At 65.8% G+C, this 25,175-nt stretch carries 25 protein-coding genes; 14 read left to right on the plus strand and 11 right to left on the minus strand.

Annotated features, from left to right (window positions below; genetic code table 11):
• The first annotated feature begins 133 nt into the window (after positions 1-133).
• Both AC6BOR_RS09550 and dapD read left to right on the plus strand, forming a co-directional pair.
• Positions 134-811, plus strand: a complete 678-nt coding sequence (locus tag AC6BOR_RS09550) for a pyrimidine 5'-nucleotidase (RefSeq protein WP_498060643.1) — start codon at positions 134-136, stop codon at positions 809-811.
• Positions 808-1,641: a 2,3,4,5-tetrahydropyridine-2,6-dicarboxylate N-succinyltransferase gene (dapD, locus tag AC6BOR_RS09555; protein WP_498058226.1), complete on the plus strand. Its 834-nt coding sequence runs from the start codon at positions 808-810 to the stop codon at positions 1,639-1,641. Before AC6BOR_RS09550 ends, dapD begins: the two co-directional genes overlap by 4 nt.
• On the opposite strand, the gene AC6BOR_RS09560 is transcribed toward dapD, so the two are convergent.
• The 3 genes from AC6BOR_RS09560 to AC6BOR_RS09570 all read right to left on the minus strand — a co-directional run bounded on the left by AC6BOR_RS09560 (position 1,638) and on the right by AC6BOR_RS09570 (position 4,691).
• Complete coding sequence (locus tag AC6BOR_RS09560; RefSeq protein ID WP_498058227.1) at positions 1,638-2,318, minus strand: DUF1223 domain-containing protein; 681 nt, start codon at positions 2,316-2,318, stop codon at positions 1,638-1,640. The genes dapD and AC6BOR_RS09560 overlap by 4 nt on opposite strands.
• A gap of 54 nt (positions 2,319-2,372) precedes the next feature.
• Positions 2,373-3,380 carry a zinc-dependent alcohol dehydrogenase family protein gene (locus AC6BOR_RS09565; protein WP_094473197.1) on the minus strand — a complete coding sequence of 336 codons (1,008 nt, stop codon included), beginning with the start codon at positions 3,378-3,380 and terminating at the stop codon, positions 2,373-2,375.
• A 315-nt stretch (positions 3,381-3,695) separates the two neighbouring features.
• The gene (locus AC6BOR_RS09570) at positions 3,696-4,691 is read right to left on the minus strand and encodes a 2-hydroxyacid dehydrogenase (protein ID WP_498058228.1); all 996 of its coding nucleotides are present in this window, start codon (positions 4,689-4,691) and stop codon (positions 3,696-3,698) included.
• Between the two features lie 74 nt (positions 4,692-4,765).
• On the opposite strand from AC6BOR_RS09570, the gene AC6BOR_RS09575 reads away from it, so the two are divergent.
• Complete coding sequence (locus AC6BOR_RS09575; RefSeq protein WP_498058229.1) at positions 4,766-5,281, plus strand: SH3 domain-containing protein; 516 nt, start codon at positions 4,766-4,768, stop codon at positions 5,279-5,281.
• 189 nt (positions 5,282-5,470) lie between these two features.
• Here AC6BOR_RS09575 and AC6BOR_RS09580 read toward each other — a convergent pair whose 3' ends face one another.
• Genes AC6BOR_RS09580 through hemC form a run of 4 tightly spaced genes read right to left on the minus strand, consistent with a single transcriptional unit; the run spans position 5,471 to position 9,383 of the window.
• Entirely contained in the window at positions 5,471-6,832 is a 1,362-nt protein-coding gene (locus AC6BOR_RS09580; RefSeq protein ID WP_498058230.1) for an MFS transporter, read from the minus strand.
• On the minus strand, positions 6,829-7,806 hold the full coding sequence (locus AC6BOR_RS09585) for a hypothetical protein (protein WP_498058231.1): 978 nt from the start codon (positions 7,804-7,806) through the stop codon (positions 6,829-6,831). The genes AC6BOR_RS09580 and AC6BOR_RS09585 overlap by 4 nt, the downstream gene beginning before the upstream one ends.
• Before the next feature lie 12 nt (positions 7,807-7,818).
• Entirely contained in the window at positions 7,819-8,472 is a 654-nt protein-coding gene (locus AC6BOR_RS09590; protein ID WP_498058232.1) for a uroporphyrinogen-III synthase, read from the minus strand.
• The gene (gene hemC / locus AC6BOR_RS09595) at positions 8,472-9,383 is read right to left on the minus strand and encodes a hydroxymethylbilane synthase (RefSeq protein WP_498058233.1); all 912 of its coding nucleotides are present in this window, start codon (positions 9,381-9,383) and stop codon (positions 8,472-8,474) included. Before hemC ends, AC6BOR_RS09590 begins: the two co-directional genes overlap by 1 nt.
• A gap of 56 nt (positions 9,384-9,439) precedes the next feature.
• Here hemC and tsaD point away from each other — a divergent pair, with 56 nt between their 5' ends.
• Together tsaD and AC6BOR_RS09605 are read left to right on the plus strand one after the other, a co-directional pair.
• Positions 9,440-10,489, plus strand: a complete 1,050-nt coding sequence (tsaD, locus tag AC6BOR_RS09600; RefSeq protein ID WP_498058234.1) for a tRNA (adenosine(37)-N6)-threonylcarbamoyltransferase complex transferase subunit TsaD — start codon at positions 9,440-9,442, stop codon at positions 10,487-10,489.
• A complete protein-coding gene (locus tag AC6BOR_RS09605; protein ID WP_498058235.1) occupies positions 10,486-11,454 on the plus strand; it encodes an NAD(P)H-dependent glycerol-3-phosphate dehydrogenase in 969 nt (322 codons plus the stop codon). Before tsaD ends, AC6BOR_RS09605 begins: the two co-directional genes overlap by 4 nt.
• Before the next feature lie 3 nt (positions 11,455-11,457).
• Here the strand turns inward: AC6BOR_RS09605 and AC6BOR_RS09610 are convergent, their stop codons facing one another.
• Entirely contained in the window at positions 11,458-11,847 is a 390-nt protein-coding gene (locus tag AC6BOR_RS09610) for a GFA family protein (protein WP_498058236.1), read from the minus strand.
• On the minus strand, positions 11,847-12,014 hold the full coding sequence (locus tag AC6BOR_RS09615) for a DUF1674 domain-containing protein (protein WP_498058237.1): 168 nt from the start codon (positions 12,012-12,014) through the stop codon (positions 11,847-11,849). The genes AC6BOR_RS09610 and AC6BOR_RS09615 overlap by 1 nt, the downstream gene beginning before the upstream one ends.
• 56 nt (positions 12,015-12,070) lie before the next feature.
• Here AC6BOR_RS09615 and AC6BOR_RS09620 point away from each other — a divergent pair, with 56 nt between their 5' ends.
• Both AC6BOR_RS09620 and AC6BOR_RS09625 read left to right on the plus strand, forming a co-directional pair.
• On the plus strand, positions 12,071-12,898 hold the full coding sequence (locus AC6BOR_RS09620) for an SDR family NAD(P)-dependent oxidoreductase (RefSeq protein WP_498058238.1): 828 nt from the start codon (positions 12,071-12,073) through the stop codon (positions 12,896-12,898).
• Between the two features lie 96 nt (positions 12,899-12,994).
• Positions 12,995-14,305 carry an RsmB/NOP family class I SAM-dependent RNA methyltransferase gene (locus AC6BOR_RS09625; protein ID WP_498058239.1) on the plus strand — a complete coding sequence of 437 codons (1,311 nt, stop codon included), beginning with the start codon at positions 12,995-12,997 and terminating at the stop codon, positions 14,303-14,305.
• Positions 14,306-14,456: 151 nt separating this feature from the next.
• On the opposite strand, the gene AC6BOR_RS09630 is transcribed toward AC6BOR_RS09625, so the two are convergent.
• Positions 14,457-16,037, minus strand: a complete 1,581-nt coding sequence (locus AC6BOR_RS09630) for a M28 family peptidase (protein ID WP_498058240.1) — start codon at positions 16,035-16,037, stop codon at positions 14,457-14,459.
• Between the two features lie 74 nt (positions 16,038-16,111).
• Here AC6BOR_RS09630 and AC6BOR_RS09635 point away from each other — a divergent pair, with 74 nt between their 5' ends.
• Positions 16,112-17,419 carry a DNA recombination protein RmuC gene (locus AC6BOR_RS09635; protein ID WP_498060644.1) on the plus strand — a complete coding sequence of 436 codons (1,308 nt, stop codon included), beginning with the start codon at positions 16,112-16,114 and terminating at the stop codon, positions 17,417-17,419.
• On the opposite strand, the gene AC6BOR_RS09640 is transcribed toward AC6BOR_RS09635, so the two are convergent.
• Positions 17,420-18,508, minus strand: coding sequence for a DUF3667 domain-containing protein (locus AC6BOR_RS09640; RefSeq protein WP_498058241.1), 1,089 nt, complete (start codon positions 18,506-18,508; stop codon positions 17,420-17,422).
• Positions 18,509-18,642: 134 nt separating this feature from the next.
• On the opposite strand from AC6BOR_RS09640, the gene ssb reads away from it, so the two are divergent.
• From ssb to AC6BOR_RS09670, 6 genes are all read left to right on the plus strand, one after another.
• Positions 18,643-19,164 carry a single-stranded DNA-binding protein gene (ssb, locus tag AC6BOR_RS09645; protein WP_498058242.1) on the plus strand — a complete coding sequence of 174 codons (522 nt, stop codon included), beginning with the start codon at positions 18,643-18,645 and terminating at the stop codon, positions 19,162-19,164.
• A gap of 251 nt (positions 19,165-19,415) precedes the next feature.
• On the plus strand, positions 19,416-20,639 hold the full coding sequence (locus AC6BOR_RS09650) for a hypothetical protein (protein ID WP_498058243.1): 1,224 nt from the start codon (positions 19,416-19,418) through the stop codon (positions 20,637-20,639).
• Positions 20,636-22,195 carry a hypothetical protein gene (locus AC6BOR_RS09655; protein WP_498058244.1) on the plus strand — a complete coding sequence of 520 codons (1,560 nt, stop codon included), beginning with the start codon at positions 20,636-20,638 and terminating at the stop codon, positions 22,193-22,195. The genes AC6BOR_RS09650 and AC6BOR_RS09655 overlap by 4 nt, the downstream gene beginning before the upstream one ends.
• Entirely contained in the window at positions 22,192-24,207 is a 2,016-nt protein-coding gene (locus tag AC6BOR_RS09660; RefSeq protein WP_498058245.1) for a hypothetical protein, read from the plus strand. Before AC6BOR_RS09655 ends, AC6BOR_RS09660 begins: the two co-directional genes overlap by 4 nt.
• Positions 24,204-24,701 carry a hypothetical protein gene (locus tag AC6BOR_RS09665; RefSeq protein WP_498058246.1) on the plus strand — a complete coding sequence of 166 codons (498 nt, stop codon included), beginning with the start codon at positions 24,204-24,206 and terminating at the stop codon, positions 24,699-24,701. Before AC6BOR_RS09660 ends, AC6BOR_RS09665 begins: the two co-directional genes overlap by 4 nt.
• Positions 24,701-25,135 carry a hypothetical protein gene (locus tag AC6BOR_RS09670; RefSeq protein ID WP_498058247.1) on the plus strand — a complete coding sequence of 145 codons (435 nt, stop codon included), beginning with the start codon at positions 24,701-24,703 and terminating at the stop codon, positions 25,133-25,135. Before AC6BOR_RS09665 ends, AC6BOR_RS09670 begins: the two co-directional genes overlap by 1 nt.
• Positions 25,136-25,175 lie beyond the last annotated feature (40 nt).

Below are 25,175 nucleotides of genomic sequence, written 5' to 3' on the forward strand. Positions count from 1 at the left end.
CGCTACTCCCTGTCGATGACAGATGCGCGACACTCATGTTTCACTGTCGTGACAGCTTCATGACATTTTGGTTAGATCGCTGTGACAACAGCCATGAGGTGACGTGCCGCCCGTCGCCCGCTATGGCAGCGCCATGGCCGGCCCGCTTTCCCATATCGATGCGTGGATCTTCGATCTCGACAACACGCTCTATCCCGCGCACTCGTCGCTGTTCCCGCAGATCGATGCGCGCATGGGCCTCTATATCCAGCGGTTGCTGGGCGTTGATCCCCAGGAGGCCCATCGCATCCAGAAGGGTCTGTTCCACTCCCACGGCATGACGCTGCCGGGCCTGATGGCGCTCCACAATGTCGATCCGCATGAATTCCTCGCCCAAGTCCATGATGTCGATCTGGATGTGATCCGCCCGCATCCCGAGCTCGGCAATCTGATCAGCCGGCTGCCGGGCCGCAAGTTCGTCTTCACCAACGCCGATGCGCCCTATGCCGAACGGGTGCTGGCGCGGCTGGGCCTCACCCACGCCTTTGACGCCCTGCACGACATCCACGCGCTGGATTATGTGCCGAAACCGCAGCCGCCGGCCTATGCCCACATGTGCGCCACCCACGGCATCGATCCGGCCCGTGCCCTGTTCGTGGAGGACATGGCGCGCAACCTGGTGCCGGCCAAGGCGATCGGCATGGTCACGGTGTGGATCGACAATGGTTCGGAACAGGGGCCGATTGACGGACTTGACCATATTGATTTTCGCGTCACTGATCTGGCCGCTTTTCTGGCCGACGTGCTGGCAGGATTGGAACAACAGGCATGAGCATCGAACAGATCATCGAAGCGGGCTGGGAAAAGCGCGCCGACATCAGCCACCGCACCGAAGGCGAGCTGCGCCTGGCCGTGGAACGCGCCATCGCCATGCTGGATGCCGGCGAGGTGCGGGTGGCCGAACCCGATGGCAACGGTGGCTGGCGCACCAACCAGTGGCTGAAAAAGGCTGTGCTCCTGAGCTTCCGCCTGCACGACAACCAGGTGATGCCCGGCTTTGGCAACGCCAGCTTCTATGACAAGGTGCCCCTGAAGTTTGACGCTTGGGGCGACAACCGCTTCCGAGAGGCCGGTTTCCGCGCCGTGCCCGGAGCCATCGTCCGCCGCGGCGCCTATATCGCACCGGGCGCCGTCCTGATGCCCAGCTTTGTCAACATCGGCGCGCGGGTGGGCAAGGGCACGATGGTCGATACCTGGGCCACCGTCGGCAGCTGCGCCCAGATTGGCGAGAATGTCCATATCTCGGGCGGGGCCGGCATCGGCGGCGTGCTCGAACCGCTGCAGGCCAATCCGGTCATCATCGGGGACAATTGCTTCATCGGCGCCCGCGCCGAAGTGGCCGAAGGCGTGATCGTTGGCGAAGGCGCCGTGCTGTCGATGGGCGTCTATCTGGGCGCCAGCACCAAGATCGTCGATCGCGCCACCGGCGAAATCCACATCGGCAAGGTGCCGCCCTATGCCGTGGTCGTGTCGGGCACCATGCCCGGCAAGCCGCTGCCCGACGGCACGCCGGGCCCCAACCTCTACTGCGCCGTGATCGTGAAGACGGTGGACGCTCAGACCCGCAGCAAGACCGGCATCAACGAGCTGCTGCGCGATTAGAGCTTCAGCGCCGCCAGGATCGGACCGCCACCGGGGCGCTGCACCAGCACCGCTTCGGCCAGGCCCGGCACCGGCGCCGGCCGGGCAAAGCCGGTGGCAGCGCCGTTCCAGCCGCCCAGCCGCACCAGCGCCCGCACGACATTGCGGTGCGGCAGGGTGCGGCCGCCATTCTCCCCGGCCCTGATCGGCACCTGCACGATGCGCGGGTCATAACGCACCAGCCACACATCGCCCGCACCATTGCCGGCCCCGATGCTGATCCGCCCGGCCGCCGCCGCCACCGCCGGGCCGCCCGTGCCGCGATCCCCCGCCGCCACCGCCTGCGCGAGCTCGCCAGCACGCACGCCGGTCACATCCACCCGGCCGTTGATCACCGTCTGCGGCGTCCACACATTGGCGTGGCGCAGGCCGCCGCGATAATCATATTGCCGCTGCGTGAACTCGGCCCTGGCAAAATTGTCCTTCCAGCCCAGCTGGTCCCAATAGGTCACGCCAAAGCTCAGCACCAGCAGGTCCGGCCGGTCGGCCAGCGCCATCACATTGGCATTGGCCGGCGGGCAGGATGAACACCCCTGGCTCTGGAACAGCTCGATCACCGTCGGGTGGGCGGCATCGGCGGCCAGCACGGGCGCGGCCGACAGCAGGGCAACAAGGGCGGGCAACAGGCGGAACTTCACGGGCAGGCTCCTTCGCCCGGTCTTTCGCACCAGCCACCCGGAATGTTTCAGCCCTCAGATCTCCACACAAATCTTGCCGAAATGCTTGGCCGACTCCTGGTGGCGGAAGGCGGCGCCCAGCTCGGCCAGCGGGAAATGCGAATCGATCACCGGCCGCAGCCCGTTCTGGTTGATCGCCCGGATCATGTCCTGCTGCTGGCGGCGGGTGCCTACGGTGATGCCGATCAGGCGGATCTGCTTGGCCATCAGCTGCACGGTGGGCACCGGCCCGGCATAGCCCGCCAGCACACCGATCAGGCTGATATGGCCGCCCACCGCGCAGGCGGTGATCGATTCGGGCATGGTGCCGGCGCCGCCAATCTCGACAATATGGTCCACCCCGCGCCCGTGGGTCAGCTTCAGCGCCTCCGCCCCCCAATTGGGCGTCGCCTTGTAGTTGATCAGATGGTCCGCCCCCATGGCCGCAAGGCGGGCCAGCTTTTCGTCACTCGAACTGGTGGCGATCACCGTCGCCCCCATCATCTTGGCGAACTGCAGCGCAAAGATCGAAACCCCGCCGGTGCCCTGCACCAGCACGACATCGCCGGCCTTCACCTGGCCCTCCGGCACCAGCGCCCGCCAGGCGGTCAGCCCGGCGCAGGTGAGGGTGGCGGCCTCGGCATGGCTGTAGCCGAACGGCGCGTGAGTGAAGCTGGTCGCCGGCGCCACCACCTCTTCCACCGCATAGCCATCGGCGCCATCGCCCGGCACCCCGGCAAAACCCGCCATGTTCGGTTTGCCGTCAAGCCAGGTCGGGAAGAAGGTGGACACCACCAGGTCGCCGGGCCGGAACTCGCTCACGCCCTCGCCCACGGCCAGCACCTCGCCGGCACCGTCGCTCATCGGAATGCGGCCATCGGGCGTGGGGATGCCGCCGACGACCACGATATAATCATGATAATTCAGGCTGCTGGCCCGGATGCGCACCTTGATCTGGCCCGGCCCCGGCGCGCCCGGCTCGGCCATGTCCTCATACTTCAGATTGTCGATGCCGGCGGGGTGGCGAAGGCGGATGGCTTTCATTGGTGGCGGCTCCCTTGGTTGTGGGCAGCCTAGGCCGTTTTGCCCGCGCCACTCCCCTCCCGCTTGCGGGAGGGGCAGGGGGTGGGGCGTGGAATATGGACCAGACCCGCTCATGCCGAGCTTGTCGAGGCACAGGGCCACGGCCGGCGGCAAAGCCGCCGAGTCCGTGTTTGGAAGAAGGGAAAGGAGAGGGAAGGGCGTGGCGGAGCCACGCCGTCAGACGAGTCAAAACGCGCGGGGAAGGCCCGCCCGTTTCGCTCGCTGGCCGGCATGCGGCGAGTCTGTGGTTATCGCTGCGCGATCGCCACAGCCGCCTTATGCCCACCCCTCCAGCACAATATCCGGCGGCCGATGCCCATCCACCCAAACGCGGATATTGGCGATCACCTTCTCGCCCATCGCCTGGCGGCCTTCAAAGGTCGCGCTGCCCATGTGCGGCAGCAGCACCACGCCGGGCAGGTCCAAAAGGCGCGGGTCCACTGCCGGTTCATGTTCGAACACGTCCAGCCCCGCACCGGCGATCTGACCCTTTGCCAGCGCCTCGCACAGGGCATTCTCGTCCACGATCTCACCGCGCGCGGCGTTGATGATATAGGCGCTCTTCTGCATCAGCGCGAAGCGGCGCGCGTCGATCAGATGGTGGGTGTCCGGCGTGTGCGGGCAGTTGATGCTGATGATGTCCACCCGCGCCAGCATGGCGTCCAGATCGGCCCACCAGGTCGCTTCCATCTCCGCCTCGATGCTGGGCGGCAGGCGGGTGCGGTTGTGATAATGCACCGTCAGGCCAAATGCGCGGGCGCGGCGGGCGACTGCGCTGCCGATGCGGCCCATGCCGATGATGCCCAGCCGCTTGCCGGTGATGCGGTGGCCCAGCATGCCGGTGGGGGACCAGCCGGCCCAATTGCCCTGGCGCACCAGCTTCTCGCCCTCGCCCAGCCGGCGCGGGACCGACAGGATCAGCGCCATCACCATGTCGGCGGTGTCATCGGTCAGCACGCCGGGCGTGTTGGTCACCGTCACCTTGGCGACGCGGGCGGCGGAGAGATCGATATGGTCCACCCCCACGCCGAAATTGGCGCACAGCTTCAGCCGGCCAGCCTCGGCGGCGGCGGCAAACACGGCGGCATCGACATGATCGGTCACCGTCGGCACCAGCACGTCGCAGCGGCGCGCGGCATCGGCCAACTGCTCCTGGCTGAACGGCGTGTCGGTCAGGTTCAGTTCGACATCGAACAGTTCGGCCATGCGGGTTTCCACCGCCTGCGGCAGGCGGCGGGTGACGATGACCTTGGGGCGCGGGGTGTTGGGCATGGGCGTTCCACTGCGGCGATGATGTTTGCGGCAAGGCTTGCGCGGCAACGGCCAACCGGTCAAGAGGAAGGGCCATGAAGCGCCTTCTGTCTCGCCTGTTCCTGCTGCCGTTGGGCCTGATCGCGGCCACGGCGCCCACCGCCTTGGCCGCCACCGAATTTGCCGATGGCACCACCGATCTGCCCAAGCCCCGCTTCGTCTCGATCAAGAGCAACAGCGCCATGATGCGCACCGGCCCCGGCGAACGCTTCCCGATCAAGTGGGAATACAAGCGCGCCGGCCTGCCGGTGGAGGTGCTGCAGGAATATGAAATCTGGCGCAAGGTGCGCGACCCGGCCGGCGAAATCGGCTGGATGAACAAGGCGCTGCTCACCAGCCAGCGCACCGCCATCATCACCGGGCAGACCCGCCTCCTCTATGTCTCGCCCGATGTGAAAAGCCGCATCGCCTGGCGCATCGCGCCGGGTGCCGTGGTGCTGGTGACCTTGTGTGAGGATCTGTGGTGCCGGGTCAGCAAGGATGGCAAGTCCGGCTATATCCTGCGCTCTGAAATGTGGGGCACCTACAAGCGCGAGAAGATCGAGGGCTAGAGCATTTCCCGACCAATCTGAATCGGTGTCATCGCCGTTCCGGCGACCCTTGCGGCGCGGGGTGATTTTGCTCCAGGGCAGCGTCACTCGTCGGTTGCGATGCACATGGCATCGCGCCCTCCTCGCTTCTTGCCCTGAACCAAAATCACCGCCGTGCCACCGATCCACATTGATCGGAAAACGCTCCAATCAGCCCTTCAGCCGCCCGCCGCCCTTCACGAACGCCATCAGCAGCAGGCCCAGCGCCAGCATCGCGACAATCGGCCAGAAGCCCGCCTGCTGCGTGCCAAAGCTGCGGGTGGCGATTTCCACCAGCAGCGGCCCCAGCCACATGGTTGCCGATCCCGACAGGGCATAAAGCCCAAAAAATGTCCCCAGCTGTTCCGGCGGCGCCAGCCGGGTGAGCAAGGTGCGCGATGAGGCATAGGCGGCGGTCACGGTGATGGCGAGGCCGCAGCCCAGCGCCAGAAAGCCCAATTCCGGCAACGAGGCATAGACCGGGCTGTTCCACACCGGCGCGCTGCCCACGGCGATATGCGCGACATGGCTGCGATCCGTGCCGATCACCGCCAGTTCGATGATGATCATCCCGGCCAGTTCCAGCATCAGCGCCGGGCGCGGGCCGATGCTGCCATCCAGCCGCCCGGCCAGCAACCCGCCGGCCACCGCCGCCGCGCTGAGCACCAGGCCATAGCCCAGCATTTCCAGCGTGCCCCAGCCCATCACCCCGCTGGCAAACACCCCGCCAAACAGCAGGATGGCGGTGAGCGCATCGGTGTAGATCATCCGCGCCACCAGATAGAGCAGCACATTGGCATGGCCACGCGCATTGCGGAACAGCGCCACCAGATCGCCAATGCCACCGGCAAAGGCGTCGCCCCAGCTGGCGCGGGTGCGCGGCCGGTCCGGCACCCAGAGGAACAGCGGCCAGCTGCCCAGCAGCATGCAGGTCGCCGCCAGCGGCCCGGTGAGGCGCGCCGGTTCGCCCAGGGCAGGATCAATGCCGAACAACGGCGGGCCGGGCAGCCAGGCCACGGTGCCGGGCAGCACGAAGGCCAGCAGCACGAACAACAGCAACGACACGCCAACCGCATTGCCGGCCGCCAGCCCGGCCCCGCTGGCCCGTGCCGCGCCGCCGATCCCGGCGGCCGGCACCAACAGGGCGTTGTGCAGCATGTCGTGCGCCGCCAGCGCCCAGGTCATGGTGGCGCCGACCAGGATCACCCAGTTGACCCCCAGCATCGGATCCGGGTGCCCCTTGGGCGTCACAAACCACAGGCTGGCCGCCGCGCAAATCATCAACAGGGTGACCAGCGCCAGCAGCGGCTTGCGCGGCCCGATGCGGTCGATCGCTGCCCCCAGCACCGGCATGCTGGCCATCACCGCCCAGCCGCCCCATTTGCCGGCCGCCGCCACCAGCGCCTGGCCCTCCACCGGATTGCCGACCACGGCGGTCACGAACCAGGGCGCGAACACATAGATGGACACCAGCACGATATAGGGATCGCGCCCGCCCTGCGCCGCCACCCAGGCGAGGGCAGTGCGGTTCACCGGGCGGTGCCGGCGGGCAGCAGTGCCGGCGCGGCCAGCGGGGTGGTGGCAGCCGCCTCCAGCCGGGCCAGCGCGGCTTCGGCGGCCAGCAGCCGTTCGGCATTGGCCAGCCAGGCCCGCACCGTGGCGTTGCCGCCCAGCGCCGGCGCCGCCCGCAGCCGCGCCACGGCGGTGGCGACATCGCCGCGCACCATGGCGGCGCGCGCCGCCGTCACCGGGCCCTGTGCGGCGGCGCCCGACATGGCATCATCCAGCCGCGCCATCAGCGCCTGCCACCAATTGGGCCGCACATCGCTGGTATCGGCCATCACGCCCAGATCGCGGGCCAGGCCGGCGCGGGTCACCGGCTTGGCTGCGAGGGCCGCCAGCGCTGCCACCGCATCGGCATCGCTGGCTTCGAACAGGCGGCCGGCGGCCGGTAACAGCGCATCGATCGGCCGGCCATCGGCCAGCGCCCGGCGCAGCAGCAGCACGGTCAACATCGCTTCGGCCCGGTTGGCCGCCCCTTGCGCGGTGGCGACCACATTGCTGTCCCGCGCCTCCTGCGCCGCCAGCCGCGCCGTCAGCCGCGCCACCTCGCCGGCCAGCGTGTCGATGCGCTGGGCGTCGCGCTGCAACTGGTCGGTGCTGCTTTCCACCTTGGCCTCGGCCCGGGCCAGCCGCTCGGCCGCCACCGCCGGGCCGGTGGGCGCGCGCTTTTCCAGCGCCGCCAGCCGCGCCTCCAGCGTGCCGGTGTCGGCCGTGGCCGCCGCCACAAAGGGCAGCCGCCCGCGCACCGCCTGTTCAAACCAGGGATTGGCGATCAACCCGGCGGCAAAGGCGAACAGCGCCGCCGTCACCGCCCAGGGCAGCACGTTGCGCCGCGAGGCCGGCTGCACCGGGGCGGCCCGCTCGCTCATCAGCCGGGCGCGCAGCCGTTCGGCGGCAGCCAGGCTGGCCTCGTTGATCTCGCCGCGGTCAAAAGGTTCGTTCATTGCGGCAAGACCTTATCCGGCTTTGCCGAGCATCGCCAGCAGCGCCGCATCATCGGGTGTCGCCGCCGCCTGGCCGCTGCGCCAGCCCGGCCCGGCCGCCGCCAGCGCCAGCGGGCTGATGGCAAACAGGCTTACCATGTCGCGCCGGCCGCCCAACCGGTCCCATTCGGCGGCAAGACGGCGGGCGGTGCGCGGCGAATGCAGCAAGATGCCATCCACCGGCACCAGCATCGGCAGCGGCAACAGCCTGGCGCGATAGAGGATGCGGGTCTCGATGGTGAGCGTCGCTGGCACGGTCACGGCGGTGCGGTCTTCGCCGGCCAGATGCAGCAATTGGCGCGGTGTGGCGGCCAGTTCGTCCAACAGGCCCTGCAGCGTGCCCGGCCCTTGCCCCACATCGCGCCAGCCGGCCGCGCGCGCCGCCGCGGCGGTGGCCCCGCCGACGCAGAACAAGGGCAGATGCTGCAGGCCGGCCGCCGCCGGCCCGGCGTGGCGCACGGCTGCCGCGCTGGTGATGATCACGCCGTCGGGCAGGGTGGCCGGCGCCTGCCAGTCCAGCGCTTCGGTCGCCAGCAGAGGCAGCACGATGGGCTCGTGCCCGAGCGCCCGCAGTTTCGCGGCCGTCGCCGCTGCACCCGGTTCGGGGCGGACGACGAGCAGGCGCATTATGCCGTGAACAGGCCGCGCAACGCTGGGCCAGCCTGGCCCAGCAGCCGGGCGGCCAGCGCGGCAATCGCGGCCGGCGCCTCGGCCAGCGGGCCGGTGAAATCGCCTTGCTGCACTTCGCTGCCATCCTCGGCAAAGATCTGGCCACGGAAATGCACGTTTTCGCCCACCAACTGGGCCAATGCGGCCACCGGCGAATGGCAGGTGCCACCCAATGCGGCCAGGAATCCACGCTCCAGCATCACGCAATCCAGCGTCGGCTGGTGGTTGATCGCCGCCAGCCGGGCCAGCGTTTCGGCGTCCCCAGCCCGCGCCGTGATGCCCACCGCGCCCTGGGCACTGGCCGGCAGCATCTGCTCCACCGGCACGATGCTGCCCACGCTCATGCCCAGCCGCGACAGGCCGGCGGCGGCCAGCAGCGTGGCATCGATGGCACCAGATTCCACCTTGGCCAGCCGCGTCGCCACATTGCCGCGCAGGATTTCGGTTGTGATATCAGGCCGCTGCGCCTTCAACTGCGCCGCCCGCCGGGGGGATGAGGTGCCGACCAGCGCGCCCTGCTTCAGCCCGGCAATGCTGTCCGCCCCGATCAGTGTCTCGCGCACATCGGCGCGCGGCAGCATCGCCGGCAGCACGATGCCATCCTTCAGGATGGTCTCCACATCCTTCATCGAATGCACGCCGATATCGATGCGGCCATCCAGCAGCGCGGCGTCCAGCTCCTTGGTCCACAGCGCCTTGCCGCCGATCTCGGCCAGCGCCCGGTCCTGCACCTTGTCGCCGGTGGTGTGGATGATGATGATCTCCACATCGCCGTCGCCCCAACCGTGCGCCGCCTTCAGCGCATCAGCCGTCATGTGCGCCTGGGCCAGCGCAAGGGGGGAACCGCGGGTGCCGATCTTGAAGCTCATGCCCTGCCCATGGCGCGATGGTTGCGGATTGGCAAGACCGGCCCTAGGTGAACGCCATGGCAAACCCGCTGATCCTCGGCATCGAATCCAGCTGCGATGAAACCGCGGTCGCCCTGGTGCGCGCCGATCGCACCATCCTGGCGCAGCGCATCGCCAGCCAGAACGAGGCGCACGAACGCTTTGGCGGTGTCGTGCCCGAACTGGCCGCGCGCGCCCATGCCGATCGCCTGGCCCCCATGCTGGCCGAGGTTCTGGACGAAGCCGGCGTGGGCCTGGCCGATGTCGACGCCATCGCCGGCACGGCCGGGCCGGGCCTCATCGGCGGGGTGATGGTCGGCCTCGTCACCGCCAAGGCCTTGGCCATGGCGGCGGCCAAGCCCCTGATCGCGGTCAACCATCTCGAAGGCCATGCGCTGTCACCGCGGCTGGCCGATGCCGCCCTGCGCTTTCCCTATCTGCTCCTGCTCGTCTCGGGCGGCCATTGCCAGCTGCTCTGTGTCGAAGGCGTCGGCCGCTATCGCCGGCTGGCCACCACCATCGATGATGCGGTGGGCGAAGCTTTTGACAAGTCCGCCAAGGTGCTGGGCCTGGGCTTTCCCGGCGGCCCGGCGCTGGAACGCGCGGCCAGGGCAGGCGCCCCGCGCTTTGCCCTGCCGCGCCCGCTGGTGGGGAGCGACGAGCCCCACTTCTCCTTTGCCGGCCTGAAAAGCGCCGTGCTGCGTGCCCGTGCCGCCATGGCCGAGCCGACAGCACAAGACATTGCCGATCTCGCCGCCAGCTTCCAGCAGGCTGCCTGCGATTGCCTGGTGGACCGCACCGCCCGTGCGTTGGCCCAGCTGCCAGAGGTGACGGCGCTGGTCGTGGCCGGCGGCGTGGCGGCCAATCAAAGCATCCGGGGCGCCTTGGCCGATCTGGCCGCCGCCCACGGCCTGCCCTTCGTTGCCCCGCCGATGTGGCTGTGCACCGACAATGGCGCCATGATCGCCTGGGCCGGGGTGGAGCGCTTCCTGGCCGGTGACATTGACGATCTCAACGCCCCCGCCCGCCCGCGATGGCCGCTCGATCCTGCAGCCGAGGCCGTGCGCGGCGCCGGGGTGAAGGCGTGACACGCTTCGGCATCATCGGGGCCGGCGCCTGGGGGACGGCCCTGGCCGCCACACTGGCTGGCAATGGCCCGGTCACGCTCTGGGCCCGCGAAACTGATGTGGTCGCCGCCATCAACAGCGCCCGCGAAAACCCGCAGTTCCTGCCCGGCGTGCCCCTGCCCGCTGGCATCACCGCCACCGCCGATCTGGGCGATATCGCTGCGTGTGACATCATGCTGGTGGTCGTGCCGGCCCAGCATCTGCGCGCCACGCTGGCCCTCGCGGTGCTGCCCGCCACCACCCCCATCATCCTGTGCGCCAAGGGGATCGAGGCCGGCAGCCACAAATTGATGCTGGAGGTTGCGCGCGACCTTGTGCCCAATTCGATCGCCGTCCTCTCTGGCCCCAGCTTCGCGCACGAGGTGGCGGCCGGCAAACCCTGCGCCATCACGCTCGCCTGTGAAAACAAGGACCTGGGCGAACGTCTGGTCACCGCCATGGCCCGGCCGACCTTCCGGCTCTACCAGTCTGATGATGTGCTGGGCGCGGAAATCGGCGGCGCGGTCAAGAATGTGCTCGCCATCGCCTGCGGGGTGGTGGAGGGCGCCGGCCTTGGCCTCAACGCCCGCGCCGCGCTGATCGCCCGCGGCTTTGCCGAAATGACCCGCTTTGGCGTCGCCCGCGGGGCGCGGGCCGAAACGCTGGCCGGCCTGTCCGGCCTCGGCGATCTCGTCCTCACCTGCTCCTCCGAAAACAGCCGCAACTTCCGCCTGGGTGTCGGCCTGGGCCAGGGCCGCCCGCTGGCCGATCTCCTCGCCGGCCCTGCGGTGGCCGAAGGCGCCGCCACTGCCCCCGTGCTGGTGGAGGCCGCCCGCGCGGCGGGTGTGGACATGCCGATCTGCGCGGCGGTGGCCGCCCTGCTCGCCGGCGCCCCGGTGCAAGACACGATCTCCGCCCTGCTTGCCCGGCCGCTCAGGCCGGAATAGCCATTAATCCATATTCTGCGGCAGGCCATCGGCGATGCTGTAATAATCGCCCTTGCTGCCCACGAAGATATGTTTTTCCAGAAGGGTGCCGGTCGGCCCGTCAAACGCACCCAGCGCAATCGCCAGGCGGCTGCGGCCGGGCACATCCCACAGCAGAAAACTGCCGCAGGTGCCGCAGAACCCGCGCCGCACCTTTTCCGATGATTGATACCAGGTCAGCGCTTCGGCCCCGCTGATCGTCACCGCGTCGCGCGGCACGTCGGTGGAGGCCCAGTAATGGCCGCTCTGGCGCCGGCACTGGCTGCAGTGGCAGGCATCCCCCGGCGGCAATGGGCCGTCCACCCGGATGGCAACCGCGCCGCACAGGCAGCGGGCATGATGCACCTCTGCCATCAGAAATCCACCGCGATGCCGCCCTTTTCCCAGTCGCCATAGCGCACTGGATCAGGGCCGCCGCGCCCACCCACTTCCTTGTCGGTGGGCGGGGGTGGCGGCGCTTGCGGGGCCTTGTCGCGCGGGTCGACCTTGGGGTCGGGGGTGAGGGCCTTATCCTTGTCCATATCGCAGTGTTGCCACCGTGCCGCCCCTGTTAGCAATGGGGTGAAGGGAAGCAGCGATGTTCGACAACAAGGTGATCGCCATCACGGGCGCCGGCAGCGGCATCGGCCGGGCGCTGGCATTGGATCTCGCCGCCCGTGGTGCCGTGCTGGCCCTGGCGGACAAGGACGAGGCGGGCCTGGCCGAGACAAAACGCCTGCTCGGCAACCGCCCGGCCAGCATCACCGCCCTGGATGTCACCGACACACCGGCACTCCATGCCTGGATTTCAGCCGCCGTTAGCGATTTCGGCCGGCTGGACGGCATTATCAACAACGCCGGCCTGTCGGTGGTCGCCCCCTTTGCCGATTGCCCGCGGGAGGATTTCGATCGGGTGATGGCGGTGAACTTCACCGGCGTGGTGGAAGGCTGCCGCGCCGCCCTGCCGCATGTGCGGGCTGCTGCATCCCGGGATGGCGTGGGCTGGATCGTCAATATTTCCAGCGTGTTCGGCATGATGGGCTACCCCACCCAAAGCGCCTACAACGCCAGCAAATATGCCGTGCGCGGGCTCACCGAGGCGATGGCGATGGAGCTGGCGCTCACCGATCCCAATATCTGCGTGATCCGCGTCCACCCCGGCGGCATCAAGACCAATGTGGCGAAGAATTCCAAGCGCATCGCCCTGTTGCCGGGGCAGGACCCGACCACCGATTTCGCCGCCGAGTTCGAGAAGAATGCCCCCACCACGCCCGAACAGGCCGCGGCCACCATCATCAAGGGCATGGAACGGCGGCAGCACCGCGTGCTGATCGGGCCGGATGCACGGTTCATCGATTGGATGGTGCGGCTGTTCCCGGTCAATTATTTCAAGGTGATCGGCAATTTCCTCGGCCGCCGCAAATAGGGTGCGCCTAACCTTCTCCCCCAGAGGGGAAGGATCTGGCGGGCGCTGTTCGGCAAAGGGTGGGCTTTCCCGCCGCTTTCAGGCAAGGGTGCCGCGATGACCACCCCCCGCCACCCCCAGCGCAAGCCCGTCCGCAGCGGCCGCCCCACCACCAACCGTGATGATAGTGGCGTCGCCGCCCGCCGTGCTGCGCTGAAAACCGCCATGGCCGTGCTCGATCGCGGCGTGCCGTTCGACGTCGCCGCCACCGCTGCCGATGGCTTGCCGCTGCCGCAGGATCGCGCGCTGGCCCGGCTGCTGGCCTTGACCGTGTTACGCTGGCTGCCGGAGCTTGATGCACTGATCGACAGTGCCACGCCGCGTCCGCTGCCCATCGATGCCCGGGCCCGCCATGTCCTGCGGCTGGCGCTGGCCGGCTGGCTGCGGCTGAACACGCCGCCGCATGCCGTCGTCGCCACCGCGCTGCCGCTGGTCGAAAGCGGCCCGCGCCGGCTGGTCCACGGCGTGCTCGGCAATCTCATCCGCCGCCCGGCGACGCTGCCGGCCACGCCCCGTCTACCGGCGCCGTTCGATGTGCAATGGGCGACCGATTGGGGCGCCGCGATGGCCGAAGCCGCCGGCGCGGCGCTGGCCGACGAGCCTGCCACCGATCTCAGCCTCAGGAACCCGGCCGAAACCGAGCATTGGGCTCAGGCGCTTGACGGCATCAGCCTGGCACCCGGCCATGTCCGCACCGCGAAAAAGGGCAGCATCACCGAATGGCCCGGCTTTGCCGAAGGGGCCTGGTGGGTGCAGGATTTTGCCGCCAGCCTGCCCGCCCGGCTGCTGCCGGCCAAGGCCGGGGACAAGGTGCTCGATCTGTGCGCAGCGCCGGGTGGCAAGACGCTGCAACTGGCGGCGCGCGGCTGTGATGTGACCGCGCTCGACGTCTCGGAAGACCGGCTGGCGCGGGTGCGCCAGAATCTAGATCGCACCGGCCTTGCGGCCACGCTGATCGCCGCTGATGCGCTGCGCTGGCAGCCTGACGGCCTCTATGACCATATCCTGCTCGATGCGCCCTGTTCGGCCACCGGCATTTTCCGCCGCCACCCCGATGTGCTGCATCTGAAGGGCTGGGCTGATCTTGCCCCGGTCACGCTGCTGCAGGCGGCGCTGCTGCGCCGCGCGGCGGCCTGGCTGAAGCCCGGCGGCCGCATTGTCTATGCCACCTGCAGTCTGGACCCGCGTGAAGGGGAGCGTATCGCCGAACGCGTCATCGCCGGCGCGCCGCGCGATCTGATCAGCCCCGATGAACTGCCGGCCGGCCTGACGCCCACAGCCGAAGGCTTTGTGCGCACCCTGCCCGGCCAGGTCGAAGGCGGGCTGGATGGCTTCTTCATCGCCCGGCTGCGCAAATTGGCGGATTGAGAAGAGCCTGTCCTACAGCAGCAGAATCGGTCATCTTGCTGGCCGTGACGAAATTCCGGGCAAACCCGCCTTTTGAAACCGCCCAGATGCGGAAAAAGTGGAAAAAGTCAGGCGCAAACGCCCGATTCTTGCCCGCTTTCGGCGTCTGAGATCAGAATTTGGGCTCGATTTTCCAGCCTGGCCGCTGCCAACGGTTGGCCACCGACAGGCCAACCCGCCACGCCGCCTCTGCCTCCTGCGCAGCGGCTTCAAAGGTGAAGCCGGGGCCGATCTGATCGCACGGCTGGTGATAGCAATCGCGGTTGTAACGGTCGATCAACGCCTGGCCGGCCGCGGTGCCGCCCGCCAATATGTCCCGCCCGGCGCGGAAGGCCAGCGCCGGCACGCCGCGCTGCACGAAAGGAAAATGGTCTGACCGGAAATACCAGCCGGCCTCCGGATTGGGTTCCGGCACCGTCACCAGCCCCATGGCGCCGGCGGCGGCGGCGAGATCATCTTCAAGGCTGGTGCGGCCCACGCCGATCACCTCGAGGCTGCGGGTTTTCGGCAGCTGCACATGCGGGTCCAGGTTGATGACGGCGACCGTCTTGTCCAGCGGCACCAGCGGATAAGCCGCATAATGGTCTGCGCCCAGCAGGCCCTTTTCCTCGGCGGTCCACGCCGCAAAGATCAGGCTGCGTTCCGGGCGCGGTCCGGCGGCAAAGGCGCGCGCCACCTCGATCAGCTCGGCGGTGCCGGTGGCATTGTCGATGGCGCCGTTGCGGATGGCATCGCCAGCGGCATCGGCCACTCCCTGGCCGTTGGCATCCCAGTGCGCGCCGAACAGCACCGCCTCATCCGGGCGGCTGGCGCCGGCCAGCTTGCCCACCACATTGTGGCTGATGAACGGCGTTGCCGTCAGCCGGCCCGATGCGCTGGCACGCGCCGGCAGGGGCAGGGCGCGGAAATCGGCCTTGCGGGCGGCCGCCTTGGCGCTGGCCAGATCCAGGCCGATGGCCGCCAGCAGTCGCGCCGCCACCGCGCCTTCCACCCAGCTGGCAAAGCGCAGCGGCCCGCCAAAGCTGGTGCCCCCCGGCACCATCTGCGGCACCATCTCGGTGCCGACCAGTTGGGCGAGCGGGTAGGAGGCCGGGAAATCCTCGTGCAGCACGATCACGCCGACCGCGCCGGCCTTGGCGGCGGCGGCAATCTTCACGCCGACCCGGCCCTTGTAGGCCAGCCTGCGGCCACCAAAGCCGAGATCGGCGCCAGCCTCCCCATCCGGATCGCCGGCCAGGATCAGCACCGCCTTTCCCGCAACATCCACCCCGGCATAGGGATCAAACCCCTGATCCACCACGCCAAAACCGCCGAAGACCATCGGCGCATTGGCAACCATGGTCTCCCCTGGCTGGCGCAGCGCCAGCGTGGCGTTGCGGCCGAGCTGGATGGGCAGCGGGCCATCGGGGCCGGTGATGGCCAGGGTCGCCCCCGGCTGCCGCTCCAGCCGGATCAGCGGCACCTCCTGCAGCCAGCTGCCGCCCGGCCCGGCCGGCTCCAGCCCGGCGGCGCGGAACTGGCGGGCGAGATAGGCCAGCGTATAGGCCTCTCCCGCTTCGCCCGGCCCGCGCCCGGCAAAATCATCAGAGGCGAGTGCCCCGGCATCGGCGGCGATGCGGGCCGGCGAAAAGGCGAACGGCGCGGCGGTGGCCGATGTGGCGAGGAGCAGGGCAAGAGCGGGCAGGATGCGCATGGGCCAGAGCATGGCGGCGTTGCGTTCGCTTGCCAAGCGGCTATGTTCTGCACCCGTTCCCCCGCCAGCGCTGGATGCCGCCCGTGACCGAAGCCGTGATCGCCATTGTTGCCCTGCTTGCGGGGCTTGCCGCGGGCTGGTGGCTGGCCAACCGCCCGGTCGCGGCGCTGAAGGCCGAACGCGATGCCGCCCGGCAGGAGGCGGACGAACGGCGCACCAAGCTTGCCGAAACGGCGGTGGAGATTGCCGCCTTGCAGGCCCAGCGCGATGAGCGGGAGGCAGCCCACGCCCGGCAACTGACCGAGCTGAACACCCGCTTCGAAGCGTTGGCTGCCCGCGTGCTCGAACGGGCGCAGGGCCAGTTCCTCAACCGTGCCGAGCAGCGCTTTGCCGAAGCCGAGCAGAAGCAGCAGGCCAGTCTGCAGGCGATGTTGGGCCCGGTGGCGGAATCGCTCACCCGCTATGAGGGCGAGATCAAGAAGATCGAGACGGCACGCAGCGAGGCCTATGGCAGCATCAAGGAAGCGGTGGAGCAGGTCCGCGCCGGCCAGGAACAGGTGCGCACCGAAGCGGCGCGGCTGGTCGGCGCGCTGCGCGCCAGCCCCAAGGCGCGGGGCCGCTGGGGCGAACAGCAACTGCGCAACGTGCTGGAAATGGCTGGCCTTGCCGAACATGTCGATTTCGCCACCGAGGTTTCGACCAGCACCGATGATGGCCGCTTGCGCCCCGATGTGATCGTGCGCCTGCCCGGCGGGCGCCAGCTGGTGATCGATGCCAAATGTTCGATGAACGCCTATCTGGATGCCTGCGAGGCAACGGACGACACGGTTCGGCTGGCCTTTCTGGAGGCCCATGCCAAGGCACTGCGCACCCATGCTGACCAGCTGGGCCGCAAGGCCTATTGGGACCAGTTTGCCGGCACCGCCGATTATGTGATGATGTTCATCCCTGGCGAACAATTCCTGTCCGGCGCGCTGGAAGCCGATGCCGGCCTTTGGGAATATGCGTTTGAACGCAAAGTGTTGCTGGCGACGCCCACCAATCTTGTCGCCATCGCCCGCACGGTCGCGGTGGCCTGGCGCCAGGAAAAAATGGCCGAGGATGCCACCCGCGTCGCGGAGCTGGCCAAGGAGCTTTACGGCAGGCTTGCCACCATGGGCGGCTTTGTCGAGCAGCTGGGTGACCGGCTCGGCAAGGCGGTCGCCAGTTACAACAGCTTTGTCGGCAGCCTTGAATCCAAGGTGCTGCCGCAGGGCCGAAAGTTCCTGGAGCTTTCGGTCGATCCCGGCGCCAAGAGCCTGCCGGCGCTGGAGCCGATCGAAACGGCCATTCGCGAAGCCCGCCGCGACCGCGATCTCAGCTTTGACGAGCCGGCGGCCTGATCAATCGAGCACACCGGCGACAACGAGGATCACCAGATAGAGCGACAGCGTGATCAGTGCGGCGAAGCTGAGATAAAGCGTGCGCCAGCCGGCACCCCACCAGCCCAGGGCATAGGCGCCCCGCAACTGGGCGAACATATGCACTGCCGGCGCAAGCAGTAACGGCGTCCAGAACCATTGGGCAGATACGCCAGCCGTGAGCGCCATGCTGCCAACGATGAACAACAGGCTCATGAAGCTGATCGAATAGAGCGCGAAAATGGCGTGATCATACATGCCGACCCCGCGCCGCCAGAACAGGGCGAGCCACAGCCAGGGCAGCGACAATGGCACCAGCAGGAAGCTCAACTTGTAGGCCTTGGTTTGCAGTTTGTAGAGGACAAGGCTCGGATTTTTCAGGGCCTCCTTCGCCTTGGCATCGAGCGTGGGAAAGCCGCTGATGATGGTGAGGTCATCCTTCTTGCTGGCCGAAACAATGCCTTCGCCGATGTCACTGATCACATCGGCTGCACTCACCTCTGCCGATCCGGCGCGTTTTGTCACGGCGGCCAGGCCGGCACGGGCCGTGCGCAGTTCGGCGAGCTTGGCCTTGTCTCCAGTGGCTTCAGCCTTGGTGATCTCGGCGTCGATGTCGGCGAGGGCCTTGCGTGACTGGGTGACCCGTTCGGCCGGTGTGGTGTCGCCGCCAACCTGCACCGCATCATCGGGCAAATGCGCAAAGGACAGGACAAAAAACATCAGGAAAACAACAAGAAGGAACAAGGGCACCGGCGCGATGTAGCGGGCGCGTTGCCCTTCGATATAGGATCGGGTCAGCTTGCCGGGGCGAAAGATCAGCATGGGCAGGGTGGTCCAGGCCTTGCCGTCGAAATGGGTGATGCCGTGCAGGAATTCGTGGAACACCTCGCCCACGCTGCGGTGCAGATGGGCGCGCTGGCCGCACTGGCCGCAGAACGGGCCGGAAAGGGCGGCGCCGCAATTGGCGCAAGTGCCTGAATGGGCGGCCGTTCCGGGCCCTGGCGCATCAAGCGCATGCGCGGCGAGGCTGGCCGTGGCCAATCCGGCGGCAGCTTCGATCTGGTCTGACATCAGGGCCCCCACTGGCAGAGCATCGCGCGCCAGCAATCGCGAAATCCACAGCAAAGGCAAGGGGCAGACGGCGCATCCAATTGCCTCTGGGGCCGGCGGCGGTTAGGGTTGCGGCCAAGACAAAGGAGATCAAGATGGCGGGTGTGAACAAGGTGATTCTGGTCGGTCGGCTGGGAAAAGACCCTGAATCCAAAAGCTTCGCCAATGGCGGCAGCGTGGTGCAGTTCACCATGGCGACATCGGAAACCTGGCGCGACAAGGCCACCGGCGAGCGCAAGGAAAAGACCGAGTGGCACAATATCGTCATCCGCAACGAGAATATCGGCCGGATCGCCACCCAGTATCTGCGCAAGGGCAGCGAGGTCTATATCGAGGGCAGCCTTTCGACCCGCAAGTGGCAGGATCAGAACGGCCAGGACCGTTACACGACGGAGATCGTGATTGGCCCATTCCGTGGCGAAATGGCGTTGATCGGTGGCCGCGATGGTGGCGGCGGTGACCGCATGGGTGGCGGCATGGGCGGCGGTAGTGGCCGCAGCGATGATTTCGGTGGCGGTTATGGCGCCCCGTCGGGCGGCGGCGGCTTTGGTGGCGCGGCCCCGGCCAAGCGCCCCGGCGCGTTCGACGACGATCTGGACGACGATGTGCCGTTCTAGATGAGGGTTTTATTGAAGGGGTAACTAATAGAGAAGCCTTCGAAGGAGAAATTGCCTCATAGGGCTTCCATCGTGGTAACTAAAGTCCGCCGTTTGACCCATTCTTGTATGGGGTAACTAATCCAGTAACTATCCCCTCGTGCATTTTGCTGGGCGTGGAGCATGGCTGCATTTTTCACGGCCTGAATGAACTGGTGTGCCTCTTGAACAGGGACGGTGAATCGTCCTATGATGGAACAAAAGGACATCAAATGGCATACAGAACGGAAATCGTCAGGCTGCAATCGGGAGAGCGCCTGCCGTTCCTGTTCGACGTTGATACGCGCATGCCTGTCGGTCGAGTTGTGGATTACAGCCTGGTCCGGTGCCGATATGAGTCTGCAAGCGCTGGCAAGCATCGGCTCGACGCCATCGGGCTCTTCCACGCTTGGGCGGACGAGAACCTGGTAAATCTCGACGAACGCTTCGCGACCGGCGACCTGTTCAACTCCGCCGAGATGGAGATCGTAGCTGCCGTCCTTCGGCAGAACCGCAGTAAAAAGATTTCTGTCAAAGGGCACGAGCTGCCCGCCAGTGTGCTGGGCGACACCCAAGGCAGCCGCGTCGACGCCGTTTCCGCTTACATCAAGTGGCGTGCAGACCACGTGGTCCGCTCTATGAAAGTGGAGGACCCCCGGATCCCGGTTATTACCCACCGCATCGAAGCTATCGTGGAACAGCTCTCATCGCTGCGGCTGAGTGGTGGAGGTAGAAAGCGGCTTGGCCTAACCGAACAGCAGCAGATCGGTCTGTTTCAAATCGTGGATCCAAGGCCCCATAATGGTCTGAACCCATTCAATGAACGCACCCGCTATCGCAACTACACCCTACTGCATACCTATTACGAGCTGGGGACGCGCAAGGCCGAGCCCCTGATGTTGAAGGGCGCCAAGCATATCAGCCTGCACGGTTCGGCCGGTGCAAGCATCGAGATCATTCCCTGTCCCCACGATCCCGAGGACTTTCGGCGTGACAAGCCCGAAGTCAAGACGGCCGGGCGACTGCTCCCAATGAGCGCATCGCTCGCGAATGCCTACCACACCTACGCCATTGACCATCGAGGGAGTGTTGCTGGCGCCAAACGGCAGCCCTTTTTTTTCATCAGCAGCAGGAATGCGGCCGGTAAAGAGCCAGCCGCTGCACTGTCTCTGGCCGCTGTCGACGACATCTTCGTGCTGCTGCGTGAAACTCATCCCGACGTCCTGCCGCAGGATTTCTCGTCTCACGTCATGCGCCATACTGCAAACGACAATCTGCGGCTCGCGGCCAATGCTCGCGGGCTGAACACAGCAGAATTCAAGCTCCTACAGAACTACATCATGGGCTGGAGCAAGGACTCTGAGCAGTCCGCCGACTACATGCGCTTGACCACCCAGCGGGAAGCCCAAGCGCTGATGCTCGAGATGCAAAAGCGAATCCTTGGAATGGTATCGTGAGCCAGGCGCAGCCGTCTTACCAGTCGCCCACCCTAGGGGCCATGTGGCCGCCGCCTGATACGCACGTTCTGGATAACTCAGGCCGACCTGTCGACATAACGGGTCGCAAGTGGCCACTTCACGATCCTCTGAATCCCGCAGAGTTGGATTGGGATCAAGTAGCTCTAACAGAAGGTAGCATTCTCAACACGGCAAGACGCTACTTCATATGGCAGATCGCACGGAACCAGCCAATCAGTGTACGAAACACGTTTTCTGCGCTTTTAAGTTTCTGGACTTGCCCGGCCGTTCAGCACGCGTCGGCAACCAATAGCGTCATCCCCTACGCTGCTTTTAGCGAACACAGGCAGGCGTTGGGCAGAAAGAACCAATATCGGCTGCACTACACTCGAGATTTTTATCGCTGGGCATGCGCACAGGGTCATCCGAACTTTTCTCGTGAAGTGTTGGTCCTCTTAAATGAGGTGACGATAGGCGGCAATGAGAAAGGGCAGGCGGTTCGCTCGGCATCTCCTAAGAAGGGCCCTCTCAACGAAATGGAGCAGGCGGCGCTCAAAATGGCGCTGCGTACTGCTCGTGACCTCGACAGCATTCCAATTGCTCTTCAGGCCATGGTCTGGATCTCTTATCTGCTGGGGCCGAATGCCGGACAGATAGCAGCTCTTCGTGAGGAAGACCTGATCTGTGAGAAGATCGATGACGACGTCGTCGCCTACATTCTCCGAGTACCTCGCCATAAGAAGGGCCAAGCAGGCTACCGCGTAGATTTCCGTGAACGGCGTATTCATCGTTTTGTCGGAAAGCTTATTGAAGATCTTATTGCCCTCAATCAGCAGTACTTACAGCCTAATGAGCCAGAGAGCATAGGACGACCTCTCTTCCGACGTGATAGGCCTGCTTACGATATCGACCACCCACTTGCACAATGGCGATGGCATCTAACCAGCTTCGAGTTGTCAGATTTGGTGCAAAGCGCAGCAGACGCGCTCGATCTTCGCGCTCGCGATGGGCAACGGTTGCGCCTCACCCCGCGCCGTTGCCGCTATACCATGGGAAATCGACTGATCTTGAACGGTGCCTCTGCCCACACAATGATGGATGCGTTCGACCACTCGGACTTACAGCAGATCCCGGTCTACTTCGATGTCAGCTCAGGCATTATCGACGCTCTGGGCACCAGGCTGGCAGAGGCCATCGCACCTTACGCCCTCGCGCTAACCACCATCGTGGCAACGGAGCAGGAGGCTGAGCGCGGCGATCACCTGGGCAGCCGTTGCTTCTTCGGCGATCCTGATAAGGGCATCTTCGAGCCAGTCGGTACGTGCGGCAGCCACCGAGAGTGTCACATTCACGGCCCACTCTCCTGTTATGTTTGTCATCGATTTCAGGCTTGGCTCGACGGACCCCATGAGCAGGTGCTCGAGTTCCTGCTTCGTCAGCGCGACCAACGCATCGAGAATGGGCTACCCGCTAAGCTGGTTGAAAGCCAAAACGACCTCATCGCTGCCGTGGCCAGCGTCGTCGCGCGCATCCGCAAAATGGAGAACGATGCTTGACCCGGCGTCTGGTCACGGTTCCTGAACGCAACGCCCGCGAGCGAATGAATGCGTATGTCGCCCGCGCCCGCGACGAATTGAAGGCGTTTGGCAAGGACCTGCCGTTCGATGCCGCAGTTTGGGATGTGTCCCAACACTGCCCTAGGCCCGCAGGCCAAGCAGGCACGGCCTCAAACATCTATTTCACTACCCACGAGAACGGGAATGCAAAGTCGGTCGAAGGCCGAACGCCAATGAGCGAGCCGTTTGCCTCTTTCATCAAGGCGCTGATTCGCCACAAGCAGGAGGCGAATACGCAGACGCACAGCCCCCTTGACCGCATCGTGAACGCGTCACGGGACCTTCACGACATACTTGGGGATCGAGGGCACGATCCGATTCTGCTCACTCACGAGGACTTCGACGAGGCATCTCGGCGTGCGGTGCAACGCTCCTCGGTTGTGACCGCCTACCGCCTGGGCTGCGCTCTCAAAACCATCGCCGATGCCATGGATGCCCGACACCTATCAGTCGCGCAATTGCACTGGCGAAACCCGATCAAGAAGACGAGTAACGCAAAAAGTCGCACCTCTCCCCATGCCGCACGGGCGCGGGATAGCAAGTTGCCCTCAAACGAGATGCTCAACGAGCTCGCCCGCATCTCGCACCTTCTCACCGAAGGGAGTGACATTGTGCTTATGGCCGGGATTAAGCTGGCTCAGTGTGCCCCGTGGCGCATCGGTGAAATCGCAACGATGCCGGAGGACTGCGAGGTCACAGAACCGGTGTTGCTCCAAGACGGCTCTCGGAAGCTCGACCCAAATGGCGAGCCTATCGAGCGCTACGGTCTGCGGTATTTCAAATTGAAGTCATCTGACGCCGACATTAAGTGGATCATCGACCCAATGGTGCCCGTCGCCAAGAAGGCAATCGCTGACATCAGGAAGTTTACGGAATCTGCAAGGCAGGTGGCCCGCTGGCTGGAGCAGCATGCGGGCAGAGCGTGGATCCCTGGACCGGACCTCGGCCCCAACCAGCGCTACACAACGGCAGAAGTCGCCGCGATCTGCGGCATGGCGGGCGACCGAGCTGGCCGGCAATGGCTAAAAGGTCGCAGTGTGTCGCTTTCTAACGGTAGTGATCAGACCGTCAGCCGCAACGACCTTGAAGCGGCCCTGCTAATGAACCAGCAGATGGTGGCCAAAGACAGACGCGGCCTGAAGACCTCGCAACACTTGTTTCTGGTCCATCTCAATTTTTACCATTCGGCTAAAGCAACCAATCCGTGCGTAATCACATTGACTTCGACACAGAATTTCAGCGACTTCATTACAGGCAGGAAAAGCTCTCGCGGAGAGGCGCTCTCGATTTTCGAGGAATTCAAGAGAAAGGATGACACACGCCCGACCTTCCGAATAACAACCCACATGTTCCGCCACTGGCTGAACACCATGGCTCAGCAGAACGGCGTAGATCAGGTCACCATCGCCCGCTGGTCGGGTCGCGATGATTCATCGCAAAACTCCGAATACGACCACATGACCGGCGTTGAGGCAGGGGAACGTGTCCGGGACATCATCGCCGTTGGTGGCGCGCACGGCGCGCTGGCTCAGATCCACGACCGCAAGTCGCCAGCCGACCGTGAAAAGTTCCGGGAGACCCTAGTGGCTACAGCCCACATTACCGACATCGGTCTGTGCGATTTGGACTGGACTCAAAGCGACTGCCCAGAATTCCTGGCCTGCGAGCACTGCGAGTTCGGTCTGATCATAAAAGGCAATCAGCAGCACCGGAGTCGGGCTTTGAAGAGGAAGGCCGATGCCGAATGGCTCCTTCAGCGCGCTATCGCCGAGGTCGACGATGGCACGATCGGCGCATCAAACCACGTGCGCTCGCTCTCGGCCACGGTGAATCGGCTGGTCAACATTATCGCTATCCATGACGACCTCTCCATCCCCGACGGAACGTTGGTTCAGCCGGTCAGTCAGTCAGGCGACCATTTTGGTGGGGATCCGCTAGGGCAGGTAGAATGAGCAACGCAACCAAGCCGAAGCAGCGTGGTCGGATCCGCATTACCGATGCGCTCCGCATCCATGTTGTTCAGTCAATCGAGAACTGGCCTCTGGACGGCAGTCTCACGGGTAACGCCTTGTCCCGTAAGATCAGCTGCTACCTGCGCAGCAACATTGGTCCAGAGGCAAAGATCACGCGTCAGGGACTGTTCGGGAACGACCTGATCCTAGCAGCATTCAAGAAGCGCTTGTCAGAACAGGAGAGCGGAAAGCCGCCCAAGGCCGACGCACCGGAAAAAGTATTTCGCGACCAGCGCATCGAGCGCCTCGAGAAGACAATAAAGGAGCAGAAGACCGAAATCGATAACTACAAGGAGATGTTCGCCCGTTATCGCTACAATGCAAAGCGGCTGAACATTGACCCCGCCCAACTCGAGGTCGCTCTTCCGCCCATCTTGAGTGGTGATGGTGAGCGTCCAAAGCAGGGCAGGAAGCGCATGGGCGGGGGCTCCTAATGACGCGCCCCAGCAATCAGGTAGTTGGCAACCAGAACCACGCCAACCTGGCAGCTTACCTTGACCGCGTTGGCTCCGAGGTCGCGCGCCGCCCCAATGGTGATCTGGATGTCGCGAGGATTGTGCGCGAGGCTTCGCTCACTCACCGTCGCGTCCTCTACGACAAGGGCCGCAACGAGGAGCTACTCAAGGCGCACCTCGCCGGGCATGGCCAAAGCTGGAAGGAAGAAGCATCTGCTAACGCAGAGGCCGGTTTCGATCGTCCCGGCGCAAGAACCGCCACAGATATCGAAGCGCGCCTGAAACGCCAGATTGGCGACCTTGAGCGCCGCATGGTCGCCGCACAGGGCGAGGTGCGCGAGGTACGCCAGAAACTGCGGCGCTACGAGGCCGTAGAAATGCACCTTGCTTCTACCGGGCGTCTGCCGCGGTGATTCGGTTCTCGGGCTTGGTTACAGTTGACCACGTCCTGGT

Source organism: Sandarakinorhabdus sp. FBCC-B8862, assembly GCF_059745315.1.